The sequence below is a fragment of the Legionella impletisoli genome, from assembly GCF_900639875.1.
In the GTDB taxonomy this organism is placed as follows: Bacteria; Pseudomonadota; Gammaproteobacteria; order Legionellales; family Legionellaceae; genus Legionella_A; species Legionella_A impletisoli.
On the sequence record NZ_CAAAIA010000006.1, the window covers coordinates 58,589 to 72,266 of the forward strand.

The window sequence follows — 13,678 nt, forward strand, 5'->3', positions numbered from 1 at the left end:
GCGGGTATTAAAGCATAGATTAATTCAGCTCGCTAGGGAATAACTAAAATATCTCTGTACCTAACAAAAAAACAGCCATGTACAGAGTGAAACTATTCAACTTTCAATTGTTCCGAAATTCAAATTCAAGACTTGAGCCTAGGCATCCCCTTTCTTCACAACCTCGCGAATGTGAAGAAAGGTTCTACTAAGTATTAAACAAGTAAGAAACGCTGCCAAACATTGATACGGTAGAGCCTTGAATGGTTCTAGAATGAGTTTCTAAAGCAGAGGTGTTTGGAATGGGTGTGGTTATGGAGTCACTATTTTTTCCTAAGTAGTTATACACAAGCTCAGTCGAGAAAAGCCAGTGTTGTTGTAATTGATAGCTCATCCCTAAACCGACATTAAATCCAGTTTTATAATCGTCAAGTGAAATATTTGTCTCATATTTCGCATTGGCTAACGTCGCTATATTAGTGCGTGTTCTTTTAATACTATAGTTCTGATGGATATCCGCAAAGGATATACCTGCTTCAAAGAAAGGTAATAATTGTGGAGCCACTTCATACCCTAAGACCGCATCAATATTGTAAATGGGTCTCATTTGGGTTCTTATTGCGTTATCTCCTGAAATGAGGAGGTTTCCAGAAGAAGTTGAAAACCCAGTTTCATTCAAGTTATTTAATGGTGTGTAGTAAATTGATCCTTTTGCTCCAAGGTAAACTCTATTTTGGAGCATAGTTCCATACCCAACTTGACCAGTAAATAATGAAGCGGTATGGGTATAGTGGTTTGTGTCTAAATCGCCACCTACCCCATCGGATCGAGAGGTAGAAAAGCTATCATGTGAATACAAGGTTGTAAATCCAGCGCCTAATCCAACATAAAACCCACTGAAATCATACACTGGCTCAACAGGCCCCATGCTACCGGCATTCAAAGAGGTACATCCTAAAGATAAAATCACAGGAATAATTAACCGACCCTTCATTCTAATTCCTTTTAAAATATGATAATTAATGATGCTGAGATAAAACCCATAAATCAATTAACATTAACAAGATATTTTATAGCGTGCAAGTTGCATTACCTTAATTTCAAGCAGTTATAAACCAACTTTGTCCAATTTTATGTTATTTGCAGCAACGAATTTAATTCCTATAAAATCGTCAATTAAGCCCGAAAAACCACACTTTCTACCGCGTACAGCGTAAGAAGAGAGAAACCCATGTTATTACACCCATAGGTCATCGATTAAAAAGCCCAGGTTCCTGGGTACCAGATTTTTCTCACATCGAGGCACAGCGAACTCGAGCACCGGAGTTTACATCAGTAAATGAGGCGCGGAGAGTGAGGCTGTAACGAAGGGGTAAAGAAAACACGGTGCCCAGGTTCCTGGGCATCAGATTTTTCTCACATCGAGGCACAGCGAACTCGAGCACCGGAGTTTACATCAGTAAATGAGGCGCGGAGAGTGAGGCTGTAACGAAGGGGTGAGGAAAATATGGTGCCCAGGGCCGGAGTCGAACCGGCACGGGATTTAACTCCCGAGGGATTTTAAGTCCCTTGCGTCTACCTGTTTCGCCACCTGGGCATATTTTTGGAGGCTGAGGCCGGAATCGAACCGGCGTACACGGCTTTGCAGGCCGCTGCATAACCACTCTGCCACACAGCCAGTTTAATAACTGGTTAAAAAAAAAGCGACCATTTTTTGTCGCTTTGATTGGAGCGGGAAACGAGATTCGAACTCGCGACCCCAACCTTGGCAAGGTTGTGCTCTACCACTGAGCTATTCCCGCGCATCTACGGGAGGCAATTTTACCTAAAAATGCTACCCTGTCAACAAAGAAATTCAATTTTTTTTAGTTAATGTTGGCCAAGCGATCATTAAGTAAACGGTCATTGACCAAATCGTTAAGATTGCTGACAAATATAACAAAATAAACCCGAGCACACCCCACCATGAGGTATTCGGGTGAAAAGCCAACAGCAAGACAAGAGCTATCATTTGCATGACGGTTTTTACTTTACCAATGTAGCTTACAGCAACACTGGCGCGACTGCCAATTTCCGCCATCCACTCACGAAGTGCTGAAATAACAATTTCCCGACCTACGATAATAATAGCCGGCAAGGTGATGTAATTGAGATCTTTTGCACCAACCAATAACAGTAAGCTGGTTGCAACGAGCAGCTTATCCGCAACGGGATCAAGAAACGCCCCAAAAGGAGACATTTGTTCCAACTTTCGGGCTAAATACCCATCTAACCAGTCGGTGATACTCGCTAGGGCAAAAATGACGGCGGCTAAGGCGTGCGCCCAATCAAAAGGTAAGTAAAAAACCACAATGAAAACTGGGATGAGCATAATGCGCATCAAGGTTAATTGATTTGGCAAACTGGTTATATGGCTCACAAACGACCTCTGCTTTAATCTCTACTCATCCATCTTAATCTGCAAATATTCAGCCAATAGATGATAATCGTCAAATACTTTCTCAGCACCTGCTGTTAATAACTCATCGATGACATCAGGCTGATTATAAAAGTTAACGCCTATGGCTCGAACATTCAGACATGTTGCCATTTCAATATCGCTAACGGAATCGCCTATCATTAAGGTTTCAGATTGCGTCACCCCGCAAATTTCCATGATTTCTTCTAGCATTTGTGGGCACGGTTTAGCGGGAACCTGACCTGCTGAGCGAGTAACGGTAAAATAATCCTCTAATCCGCTCGCCTGTAAATCACGATGAAGCGATTGTTGCCCACGATTGGTGGCAATGGCTAAATCAACGTCTGCTTTTTGCAACGCTTTTAGAATGGCTTCAGCGCCAGGCAGTAAATACACGTCCATTGAGCGCATGGCCAGTGATTCACGAAGCGCTTCTAATAACTCTTCTGATTGCCTCGGTAAAATCTCTGGAAAAATTTTTTTAATGGCGATGGCCAATCCATGCACAAGATATTTGCGTGCTTCTCGCTCATTCACTTCGCCTAAATTCATCCGCTCTGCTTCTTTGTTCAAAACGTTCAGCACTTTGCCGAGTGTGTCACCTAAGGTCCCTTCCCAATCGAACACAACTAATCGATAGGTGCTATTCATAAGACGGGTTGCTCCTTGCTCGTAATGCGGTCAATGTCTCTTTAAATCGGTCATCTAATTCCGCTTGAAAAGAATACGTTTCGCCCTTCAGATTAAATTGAATCGACCGTGCATGTAAATACAAACGTGAAGTTCGTTTTGTCATCGAGTCTAAAGGAGGCTGGCCTCCATACTTATCATCACCCGCAATCGGATGGCCAATATATGCACTGTGAACCCGGATTTGGTGTGTTCGACCCGTTTTAGGATACGCTTCAACTAAACAGGCTTCTTTAAAATTTTCGAGCAACTTAAACTCCGTTTGGGAAGACTTACCTTCTTCCTTAATTGAAACCATTCGTTCACCCGATTTCAACCGATTTTTTTCTAAAGGCCTATCAACTAGGACATGTTTTTGTCCCACCCAAGGTTTATTTAAGAGCGCCCAATAAATTTTTTTAACTTCGCGCGCGGCGAGTGCTGCTTGAATGACTCGAAGTACACTGCGCTTTTTAGCCAAAACCAAACAGCCAGACGTTTCTTTATCCAAGCGATGAGCCAGTTCAAGATAAGGTAAATCAGAACGCGATGCTCTTAGCGCTTCAATTACCCCTAAACTTAAACCGCTTCCACCATGTACTGCAATTCCAGCTGGTTTATTGATAATCAGCAAATCCTTGTCTTCATAAAGAATGCTTTTAAGTAATTTTTGATTTAATTGATGTCCCACAAATACTTCACTGGGTTCGGTCACCCGAACGGGGGGAATCCGAACGCTATCACCGGATTCAAGCTTTGACGAGGGCTTAGCCCGCTTTTTGTTAATTCTCACCTCACCATTTCGAATCAGGCGGTAAATATGACTTTTTGGAACCCCTTTTAGAATGCGAAATAAATAATTATCCAATCGCTGACCATCTTCATCAGGGCTGATTTCTTTATAGTGAACACCACTCATTTGATAATAAACCTGTTTGCTGTATGTGATTTTTTTGATATTATATATATTGAGCAGAATAAAAATTAATCTGCGACAGAATTATAACGCATAAACGATTATTTAGTTTAGCGGCTGGCGAAAAAACCAGTCATTATACAATAAAATGCGCTTTCCTTAAGTATTGATAAAAGGAAGCCGCCCATTACTAGAGTCAAATTGAATACATACTCAACAGATACCCGCGCATGGAATCTATGCTATCAAAACAGCAACAGACCTTACTATAAAAAGGCTGAGTGCGCGTGGTCTGTTCTTCAGAGTCTGTCTGCAAGTTGTTTAATCATGCGAAAAAATGGAGCATCGCTAAAACAGCCTCAATTTGCGGTGAATAGACCGCTCACGTTAACAGAACCCAGCGCTTTTTTAGAAAAGATTGCCATTTTTTCAGCGATTAAGCGGTTGGAAGACAAGATGTTGAATCTTGCATACCTGTTCATCCAGACCAGTCGAAACCGTTTTAGTTCCATGAATTATTGTAGGCATACTCCTACAACCTCAAACGAACTTATCGAACATGAAACAAATTGGTTTCTAAACTGCTCCAGTGAATCTGCAGTCAGCCTCTCAAGGTTTTGGGCAACGCTTAAAAACAAATTCTCTTACAAAGTTGCAATTACCACAGCCGCTTCGACTTGAACGATAAATCGTTTTGGGTTGTGAAGATTCTTAACTGCGGTAAGTGCTGGTAAAGAGAATCCCTTTCAATATCATTACTTCAGGTCGAGCGCCCTACAATGGGGTTAAAGATGGAAAAAATGTTAATTAATGCAACGCAATCAGAAGAAGTGCGCGTTGCTCTTGTCAAAGACAATGTCTTGTTTGATCTAGATATTGAGTGCCCTTCTGAGGTCAAGAAAAAGGGAAACATCTATAAGGCGATTGTCACCCGACGTGAACCTAGCCTTGATGCGGTATTTGTGGAGTATGGCTCCAAAAGACAAGGATTTCTCCCTCTAAAAGAAATTTCGCCAGAATATCTTTCTAAACATCCCGATGAATTTGGCGATGAACGACCACCCATTACTACCTTGATTCGGGAAGGCCAAGAATTGCTTGTCCAAGTGGATAAAGAGGAACGTGGCAATAAAGGTGCAGCATTAACCACTTACATCACACTTGCAGGCTGTTATTTGGTTCTTATGCCCAATAGCCCCCGCTCAGGTGGGATTTCTCGGCGTATTGAAGGAGATGATCGCAACGAGCTAAAAGAAACCCTCAATGCCTTAGATATCGATGACAGCATGGGTGTGATTATCCGCACAGCTGGTGTTGGCAAAAGCCATGAAGAGCTACAAGCAGACTTAGATATGTTACGGAATCAATGGCAAGCTATCAAAAACGCCTACCATACGCAACTCGCTCCCTGTTTGATTCATCAGGAAGGTGATGTAATTATTCGCTCCATCCGCGATAATTTAAGAAAGTCTATCAGTGAAATCATCATTGATGATCAAATATCTTTTGTGAAAGCAAAACAATATATTGAGCAGGTTAAGCCTGATTTTATTCACAACCTCAAGCTCTATAAGAGCACCATCCCTTTGTTCAATTTTTACCAAATTGAAAGTCAAATTGAAACTGCTTATCAGCGAGAGGTTCTGCTACCTTCAGGGGGGGCCTTAGTCATCGATCGCACCGAAGCACTGGTATCGATAGACATTAACTCGGCCAAAGCCACCAGCGGTTCAGATATCGAAACCACTGCCTTCAACACCAACCTTGAAGCCGCTGATGAGATTGCTCGTCAATTGCGCTTAAGAGATCTTGGGGGGCTTGTGGTCATTGATTTCATCGACATGAGTTCTTCAAAACATCAACGCGAAGTGGAAAAGCGGTTACAAGAAGCCCTAAAAGCTGACCGAGCACGCATTCAAGTAGGTCGCATTTCTCGCTTTGGGCTTTTAGAAATGTCTCGCCAACGTCTTCGATTATCGCTTGGTGAAACAGCTCAAGAAATTTGCCCGCGCTGTGAGGGTCGTGGAACTGTTCGAAACATCCAGTCGCATGGATTATCCATTATTCGATTAATTGAAGAAGAAGCTATAAAAGAAAAAACCGCTGAAATCCAAGTGCAATTGCCGCCTGATATGGCAACTTATCTCATTAACGAAAAACGCGAGTTTATTCTTAATATTGAAAAGCGACATGGGGTGAACGTGGTGCTTATTTCTAACCTCCACCTCCAATCCCCACAATACAGCATTAACCGGCTCAAAGAAGATAATGTTGGCAAAAATAGAAAACCCAGCTATTCCTTGATTCAAAAGCCTGAGGTGGAAATAATCCGCGCTGATGAGCCCACGCAAAATACTGTTGAGCCGATTGTAAAGCCTTATGCCGGACCAAACCATACTAAACAGAAAGAGTCGAGCATTTTGCAGCGACTTTGGAATTACTTATTCTCTAATACTGAAGATATGAGTACCGAACACCCAGAGCGTAAACCACATCGCCATCAGCACGGTAAAATTGCCCAAAGCCCCCGTCAACCTTCCCAGAAACGTGCGCAAAGCGGGCAGCAACACCGAAGAAAGCGACAAAATGGACAAGGTCAAAACGCAAGACGAAATCAACCGAACCATGCGCACCGCAAAAGCAGTAGTGGTCAACAACCGGCTCAATCCAATAAACCTAACAACCGCGTCGTTCCACTTAAAGCGGATTCTTCAAAAAAAAAAGTTCAGAACCCGAGGGAGTCTGGTGAATAATAACGAAACATTAACACATTAAGTTTTAAAAACTAAAACAACTGGCTTTTAGGATAAATCGATTATTTGGTTCTTTTGCTTTAATAACGACTTTATTGCGACGCAGGATAAACGCATCTAATGGCATTGCTTTATGAGCGGGATTCAGCTCCGAACTTCATTCAACATCGACTAGATGCCCTGCATAAAGTAGGGCAAATAGGAAAAAAGCGTGTAAAGTTAAGAAATTAGATGCGTTTGACCTGTATTGCAACTTCTATATGGAGATATATGGTTGTAAAGCGTCACAAACACGATAGACTAATAGCCAGTTTTTTGTTTCATGAGTAAAACCATGCACTCATCCTCCCCCATTCGATTAACCATCATTCTTGCGCCTTTCGTGCTCGCTTTGGCTTTGGCCATGGATGTGTATGTTCCTGCCATTCCGCTCTTAACTAAATTATTTAATGTATCCGATAACACCATGCTTTTGACCTTAAGCTTGTTTATGCTTACAGCCGGTTTAATGCAGTTAATTATAGGTCCCTTATCCGACAGCTTTGGCCGAAAGCCTATGACTTATCTTGTTGTGTATTTATTTTCATTAGGCTGTATTCTCTGCGCGGCTTCCGTAGGACCTGGTACTTTAATTTTCGGAAGAATTATCCAAGCCATTGGAAGCTGTGGAATGTTAGTGCTGGGTTTCACGATCGTGCGCGATTGTTTTAAAGGCGATGAAAGCGCTAAAGTTTATAGTTATCTAAACGGCATCATCTCATTTTCTCCGATGTTTGCTCCCTTTATTGGCAGCTACTTAGATATTTATTTGGGATGGAGAGCTATATTTTTAAGTTTGTTGATTATTTCTGTTTTCTCTTTCATTGCTTTAAAGTTTTTTTTAAGAGAAACCCTACCCCGAAAGAATCGTATGCCATTTTCCCTGTACGATACGATGAGACAATATCAACGTATTTTTATCAATCCAACGTTTGCGATATATAACCTCGCGACCTGCTTTGGGCTGGCGTATCTTTATCTATTTTGTGCTTTATCGCCTTATCTAATTATCCGGGATTTGCATATTCCTGAGGCACGTTACGGATTTTATTTTTTCTACATGGGCGTTTCTTTTTTTATTGGTAGTGTGTTGTGTAGTGTGATTGTTGAGCGGATTGGTATATATTTAACGTGCGTATTTGGTTTTATCATCACCTTAATTGGTGGTATTTGGATGGCTACCTGGTATATATCTTCTGGCCTTACTCTGGAAGGGTTTATTTATCCCATGTTATTGATTGGTATTGGCGGCACATTCAGTATGGGTGCAGGACAAGGTGGCTCGATGTGGCCTTTTGGAGATCACACAGGAACCGCGGCAGCCTTAGGTGGAACTTTACGATTTACCTTTTCTTCAATCATCGGGCTGATGGTCATCAGCGATGATGTAGCCAGTACATTACCGCTGGGTTTACCCGCCATTGGATTTAGCGTAACGGGTTTGTTTTTGTTTATTGTATTTAAAGCGCAGTTACTTCAAAGAGCCTTTCGACTCGATTCTAGTGATATGGTGAGCTGAAGAGAACGACTTTTAATGTCTGCTTTATAGATACGCTAACGCTCTTCGCGAGATTTTAGACCTGTTGCAATGGGAGATACCCCAATTTTTGGATTAATGCCGCAATCATCGAGCAACTTTAGTAAATTATTGCCTTTCCTGGTTAAGCGCTTCACGCAATAGATCTCTAGATAGCTGTCTAAAATGTATTGATAATCAGGCAAGGTAAGAACCGTAAGAATCTTTTCAGCACGCTCTAAATCTTGCCTCTTATCATAATCGCAGGCTTGAAAGAGTATCGCACCAAGCATAGCCGCTAAGCTTGCTTTTCGAACAGGATCCGATATATAAAAACGTTGGATACACTCATCAAGAGCCCTATCTTTATCCCATTCTAACCAGGATTCATACAATGCCTTTGCTTCAGTAAAGTTTGCCTCAGTAGATTCTTCAGCTTGCAATAGAAAATAGGAAACTGGCACAACAGCTTGGACATTAGCCCACGAGCAATTACCTGAAATTTGCGAACTCATGGGAAGTTTCAAAACAGGCATTAAGCCAAGCTGATTATTAATGATCTGATGAAAATAGCTGCGACTTTGTTTTTTATAGAGAAATTCTCTAATAAAATGAATCGTAAAGGCATCCGGTCGAGTAATTTTGTAAACATTCACGCTGCCTTCTTTTAAGCTATTCTCACCTCGATCAATTTTAGCCCACCACTGCTTATATTTTATAAAGCTCATGGCATGCCCGCGGCTCGCTGCCGGTAAGATTAAAAGAGGTGATTGAATCAACGAATTTAACTTCGTCATATCCTCTTCTGACAGGTTCACATGGTGTTGTAGTTTTAACAGTTCATCAGCAATCAAAAGTGCATCCATGATTTCATAAAGCGTATTAAAATGTTTGCGTAAATGCTTCGTTGAAAAACTGCTAGTAAAGCGGCGCAGTGAATCTTGAATTACAGCCACAGTGAATTCGAGGATGAACCCCTCATAATCAAGTTCAATAAACTCTCCTTTTGCATTGACAATATCCACGTCACCTGAAAGTTCAAAACGATGCCCGATAAGTTTTGCAAGAATGAAATCCAAGGCAAAATCTAACTTAGCATGGTACTGATATAAAAGATGTTTTAAATGATTTTGACCGCGAAGAATAGGATACACCAAGACAGGGAGGCCCGAGTTAGTGTAAGCATTGGGACAGGCTCCATGTTTTAAGAGAAGGAGTACCATGCTCTCATCATGATTATCAACCGCCCAGTGAAGCGCCGTTCTACCCGTTACGTCGGGTTTATTAATGTCTACTCCTCTTGCAATTAATAATTCTGCAATATGAACTTGTCTTGTGATCGCGGCTTCAATTAAAGGGGTAAAACCGTATTCATCGATGTCATCAAGCAACTCGCCTTCTCTTAGATAATAATCAAAATCAGGAATGCGGCAGCTGATAATGTCGTTTGCAATTGTCATTTAAGGACCTTGTGGTTTTGGCGCACTACCCATTTTAGGCATATGCCCTAAGCGCAATTGCTTCTCCATTTCCTGCTCGCGACGTTGATTATCAAACTCTCGCCGCGCTTCGGTATTTAAGGGCGGTTCGGGATTTAAATTAGGGTCAACCCCATCAAAGCGCTGACTATCCAACCAAGGATTTTGCAAGATATTATTTTGTAACTCGCCTTCAGGGGCATAATCATGCTCACGCTCTGCGTGGTTACGAGCATTCACCCGGGCATGACGACGATGCCCTTGTTGCTCAAGAATTCGACGAGCTCGCTCCATATTACGTGTTTCATCGGCTAAATAAGACGTGGCGCGCCCTTCTGGCTTTTTTTTGCCGCCAGAGCGGCGGCTTTGGCTAGAATATTCAGGATTGCGGTTCACTTCACCGCTTGCGTTTGTTTGAGTCTTCTTAGAAGTCAACATACGCTTGAATGAAGAGGTGGATTTACGTTTACTCATATCTCCTAGTATAAATCATAAATACTCACGTTGCAGAATTTCGGCAATCTGTACAGCATTGGTTGCAGCACCCTTTCTGACATTATCGGCTACAACCCAAAGATTTAAGCCATTGGGATGCGAAATGTCTTCTCGAATACGGCCAACAAACACTTCATCATGCTCAACTGCACTGGTAATTGGTGTTGGGTATTGCTGTTTGGCAATATTATCCACAACCACTACCCCCGGGGCCTTTGAGAGGAGTGATTTCGCATCTTTCGCACTCAAAGGAGACTTTAATTCAAGATGGATGGCTTCAGAGTGACCATACAAAACGGGCACTCTAACCGTGGTTGGGTTCACCATAATTTCATTATCTTCAAAAATTTTACGCGTTTCCCAGACCATTTTCATTTCTTCACGGGTATATCCATTTTCCTGAAACTCATCAATATGAGGTAATACATTAAAAGCAATTTGTTGTTTATATACGGTTGGTTTTTTAATCGGTCTACCATTGAGTAACTCACCCATTTGCGAGACTAATTCCTCAATTGCTTTTTTACCAGTACCTGAAACAGCCTGATATGTGGCTACATTAATGCGCGCGATCCCTGCTTTATCATAGATAGGTTTTAAAGCAACCACCATTTGTATGGTTGAGCAATTTGGATTGGCAATAATCCCACGATTTTTATAATCCATAATACGATGCGCGTTAACTTCAGGAACTACTAAAGGAATATCCTCTTCATAGCGAAAACAAGACGTGTTATCAATAACCACACATCCTGCAGCCGCAGCAATAGGTGCATATTGCGCTGAAACCGAGCCACCTGCGGAAAATAAAGCAATATCCGCTTCTGAAAAATCAAAATGGGCTAAATCTTCCACATCATAAGTTTGCCCGTTAAATTCCACGGTTTTTCCAGCTGAACGAGCACTGGCTAAGGGATAAAGTTGATCTACTGGAAATTTCCGCTCTTCTAATACTTTCAACATCGTTTCACCAACTGCCCCCGTGACCCCGACGATGGCAACGTTTAATTTTCTACTCATAATGCCCTCTTTTGAATGATCAATAAGCCCTATAAGTTTTGAGCTTTATGTCTTAAATAATGATCCATTAACACCAAAGCCAACATTGCTTCGGCTATGGGAACGGCCCGAAATCCTACACAAGGGTCATGGCGACCTTTGGTCACGACTTCAACCTCTTCGCCTGAGGTGGTAATCGATTTACCAGGAAGGGTAATGCTTGACGTTGGCTTAAGGGCCATACTAATCCGTAACACTTGCCCGGTTGAAATTCCACCTAAAATACCTCCAGCATGGTTACTTAAAAACCCTTCCTTCGTTAATTGGTCTCGGTGTTCACTACCTTTTTGCGAGATAGAAGCAAACCCTGCTCCTATTTCAACGCCCTTGACTGCATTAATCGACATCATGGCATAGGCTATGGATGCATCAAGTTTATCAAATACCGGGGCGCCTAAACCTACAGGTACGCCGCGTGCAATTAGTCCAACTCGAGCACCCACAGAATCGCCTTCGCGTCGTAGTTCATCAATATATGTTTCCAAGGCGCTTACTTGTGATGGATTAGGACAAAAGAAAGGGTTTTCATTAATACGGTGTTCATCTTTAAAATCAATCTTTAATTCGCCGAGTTGCTCTAAAAAGCCAATGATTTCAATGCCTAAGGTTTTTTTTAAATAAATTCGAGCGATAGCACCTGCTGCAACTCGGGCTGCAGTTTCACGAGCAGATGAGCGTCCACCGCCTCGGTAATCTCGGTGACCATATTTATGATGGTAAGTAAAATCGGCATGCCCAGGCCGAAAGGTATGTTTAATGGCTTCATAATCTCGGCTTCGATGGTCTTCATTGCGAATCAACAGCGCAATAGGTGTGCCCGTGGTCTTTCCTTCAAAAAGACCGGATAAAATCTCAACTTGATCCGATTCTCGCCTTTGACTGGTATACTTTGATTGGCCAGGTTTTCGCTTATCCAAATAAGGTTGAATATCGCTTTCTTGTAAAGTTAAACCCGGTGGACAGCCATCTACGATACAACCAATTGCGGGTCCATGGCTTTCTCCAAACGTGGTTACAGTAAATAAAGTTCCAAAGGTATTGCCGCTCATTGCCTTCTCGTGAAGATGTTTTGAATATCCAGGGGGCCTAGAAATCTAGAAACCCTTCTAATTTTAGTGCTAATTCAAAGGATATGTATCAGGATTAAAAATAATCAATTAATTGCTCTCGGGTTAATAAAAAAACGCCCTGGCCCCCTGACTCAAACTCTAACCAAGTAAAAGGGACATCAGGATAGGCTTCAATCAGTGCTTCTTCACTATTCCCAACTTCGACCACTAAGATCCCTTCATCGTTTAAATAATCATGAGCCTCGTTAAGAATTTTTTCAACAATCAGAAGTCCATTCTTTTCCGTTTCAAGTGCAAGTTTTGGCTCGTGTAGATATTCATCGGGCAATGTTTGCATTTCTTCCGTACCAACATAAGGAGGATTACTAACGATGATGTCATAACGCGTTTTTGGAAGGTTGTTAAAACAGTCTGATTGAATCAAGGTTAGTTGTTCTTCGAGTACGTGTTGCTCGCGGTTAATTTCTGCCACAGCCAATGCATCTTGAGAGATATCGATTGCATCAACTTTAGCTTCTGGAAAAGCATAACAACAGGCGATTGCAATGCAGGCACTGCCAGTACATAAATCTAAGATGCGGTTCACACGATTTGCATCAATCCAAGGAGAAAACGCTTGTTTGATTAATTCAGCAATCGGTGAACGGGGAATCAGAACACGCTCATCGACATAAAACATTAACCCACAAAAATGTGCCTCATGGGTGAGGTAAGGAACGGGTACTCTATCCAAAATACGGCGCTCTAATCGTTTGGTCAATTGCGCTTTTTCCTCTTGGGTTAATCTTGCAGATAAAAGCATTTCATGACCATCATAAGGAAGCGAGAGAGTGGATAGGATTAACGCCAAGATATCATCCCAAGCGTTATCGGTTCCATGACCAAAGTACAGACCAGCCTCGTTTGCTTTAGAAATCCCAAAACGTAAGAAATCTAGTATAGAGTCCAATTCTTTGGTTGCGTTTGAAATAGTGGAAGACACGAATTTCTCCTGCAGCAATTATTTAAAACCGGAAAGAGCCATTACGCTGCGATTCAGCAATAAAAATGAGAAAAATGAACAAAATCGTAACACTAATAGGTCAATATATCAATCTGAAGCGCCTTTTTACCAGGGCAAACGCATACTGTGCTTTTTTATAATCCAAGTTATGTCATCCCCGAGCAGTCGGGGATCCATCTGGAAACAAAGTGATGTACCAGGTTGAGAAATGGATTCCTGCCTGCGCAGGAATGACACAATTCG

General features: G+C 41.9%; 11 protein-coding genes, 3 tRNA genes and 1 pseudogene. 3 read left to right on the forward strand and 12 right to left on the reverse strand.

What is annotated here, in order from left to right; genetic code table 11:
• Positions 1-187: 187 nt before the first annotated feature.
• The 7 genes from E1O41_RS07455 to E1O41_RS07485 all read right to left on the reverse strand — a co-directional run bounded on the left by E1O41_RS07455 (position 188) and on the right by E1O41_RS07485 (position 4,025).
• Positions 188-973, reverse strand: coding sequence for an outer membrane beta-barrel protein (locus tag E1O41_RS07455; RefSeq protein WP_131776695.1), 786 nt, complete (start codon positions 971-973; stop codon positions 188-190).
• A gap of 514 nt (positions 974-1,487) precedes the next feature.
• Positions 1,488-1,576: transfer RNA gene (locus tag E1O41_RS07460), tRNA-Leu, on the reverse strand.
• Positions 1,577-1,583: 7 nt separating this feature from the next.
• A tRNA-Cys gene (locus E1O41_RS07465) sits at positions 1,584-1,657 on the reverse strand.
• Between the two features lie 49 nt (positions 1,658-1,706).
• Positions 1,707-1,781, reverse strand: a tRNA-Gly gene (locus E1O41_RS07470).
• A gap of 53 nt (positions 1,782-1,834) precedes the next feature.
• Entirely contained in the window at positions 1,835-2,398 is a 564-nt protein-coding gene (gene pgsA, locus E1O41_RS07475; RefSeq protein WP_131776696.1) for a CDP-diacylglycerol--glycerol-3-phosphate 3-phosphatidyltransferase, read from the reverse strand.
• 21 nt (positions 2,399-2,419) lie between these two features.
• A complete protein-coding gene (locus tag E1O41_RS07480; RefSeq protein ID WP_131776697.1) occupies positions 2,420-3,088 on the reverse strand; it encodes an HAD family hydrolase in 669 nt (222 codons plus the stop codon).
• The gene (locus E1O41_RS07485) at positions 3,081-4,025 is read right to left on the reverse strand and encodes an RluA family pseudouridine synthase (protein ID WP_131776698.1); all 945 of its coding nucleotides are present in this window, start codon (positions 4,023-4,025) and stop codon (positions 3,081-3,083) included. Before E1O41_RS07485 ends, E1O41_RS07480 begins: the two co-directional genes overlap by 8 nt.
• Before the next feature lie 324 nt (positions 4,026-4,349).
• On the opposite strand from E1O41_RS07485, the gene E1O41_RS07490 reads away from it, so the two are divergent.
• From E1O41_RS07490 to E1O41_RS07500, 3 genes are all read left to right on the forward strand, one after another.
• Positions 4,350-4,703: a hypothetical protein gene (locus E1O41_RS07490; RefSeq protein ID WP_131776699.1), complete on the forward strand. Its 354-nt coding sequence runs from the start codon at positions 4,350-4,352 to the stop codon at positions 4,701-4,703.
• Between the two features lie 110 nt (positions 4,704-4,813).
• Positions 4,814-6,775, forward strand: a complete 1,962-nt coding sequence (locus tag E1O41_RS07495; RefSeq protein ID WP_131776700.1) for an Rne/Rng family ribonuclease — start codon at positions 4,814-4,816, stop codon at positions 6,773-6,775.
• Positions 6,776-7,109: 334 nt separating this feature from the next.
• Positions 7,110-8,333 (forward strand): multidrug effflux MFS transporter, encoded by a 1,224-nt coding sequence (locus tag E1O41_RS07500; protein ID WP_131776827.1) that lies wholly within the window; start codon positions 7,110-7,112, stop codon positions 8,331-8,333.
• A 35-nt stretch (positions 8,334-8,368) separates the two neighbouring features.
• Here the strand turns inward: E1O41_RS07500 and ankH are convergent, their stop codons facing one another.
• The 5 genes and pseudogenes from ankH to prmB all read right to left on the reverse strand — a co-directional run bounded on the left by ankH (position 8,369) and on the right by prmB (position 13,414).
• A complete protein-coding gene (gene ankH / locus E1O41_RS07505) occupies positions 8,369-9,790 on the reverse strand; it encodes a Dot/Icm T4SS effector AnkH/LegA3 (RefSeq protein WP_131776701.1) in 1,422 nt (473 codons plus the stop codon).
• Positions 9,791-10,147: pseudogene (locus E1O41_RS07510) on the reverse strand (Smr/MutS family protein); the annotation flags it as partial.
• Between the two features lie 150 nt (positions 10,148-10,297).
• A complete protein-coding gene (locus tag E1O41_RS07515; RefSeq protein ID WP_131776702.1) occupies positions 10,298-11,323 on the reverse strand; it encodes an aspartate-semialdehyde dehydrogenase in 1,026 nt (341 codons plus the stop codon).
• A 29-nt stretch (positions 11,324-11,352) separates the two neighbouring features.
• A complete protein-coding gene (gene aroC, locus E1O41_RS07520) occupies positions 11,353-12,411 on the reverse strand; it encodes a chorismate synthase (RefSeq protein ID WP_131776703.1) in 1,059 nt (352 codons plus the stop codon).
• Between the two features lie 94 nt (positions 12,412-12,505).
• Complete coding sequence (gene prmB, locus E1O41_RS07525) at positions 12,506-13,414, reverse strand: 50S ribosomal protein L3 N(5)-glutamine methyltransferase (RefSeq protein WP_131776704.1); 909 nt, start codon at positions 13,412-13,414, stop codon at positions 12,506-12,508.
• Positions 13,415-13,678: the final 264 nt, after the last annotated feature.

Excerpts from the sequence above, each read along its gene's own strand:
- E1O41_RS07455 (WP_131776695.1), bottom strand. The coding sequence starts at position 973 with ATGAAGGGTCGGTTAATTATTCCTGTGATTTTATCTTTAGGATGTACC.
- E1O41_RS07480 (WP_131776697.1), bottom strand. The coding sequence starts at position 3,088 with ATGAATAGCACCTATCGATTAGTTGTGTTCGATTGGGAAGGGACCTTA.
- E1O41_RS07485 (WP_131776698.1), bottom strand. The coding sequence starts at position 4,025 with ATGAGTGGTGTTCACTATAAAGAAATCAGCCCTGATGAAGATGGTCAG.
- E1O41_RS07490 (WP_131776699.1), top strand. The coding sequence starts at position 4,350 with ATGCGAAAAAATGGAGCATCGCTAAAACAGCCTCAATTTGCGGTGAAT.
- E1O41_RS07495 (WP_131776700.1), top strand. The coding sequence starts at position 4,814 with ATGGAAAAAATGTTAATTAATGCAACGCAATCAGAAGAAGTGCGCGTT.
- E1O41_RS07500 (WP_131776827.1), top strand. The coding sequence starts at position 7,110 with ATGCACTCATCCTCCCCCATTCGATTAACCATCATTCTTGCGCCTTTC.
- ankH (WP_131776701.1), bottom strand. The coding sequence starts at position 9,790 with ATGACAATTGCAAACGACATTATCAGCTGCCGCATTCCTGATTTTGAT.
- E1O41_RS07515 (WP_131776702.1), bottom strand. The coding sequence starts at position 11,323 with ATGAGTAGAAAATTAAACGTTGCCATCGTCGGGGTCACGGGGGCAGTT.
- aroC (WP_131776703.1), bottom strand. The coding sequence starts at position 12,411 with ATGAGCGGCAATACCTTTGGAACTTTATTTACTGTAACCACGTTTGGA.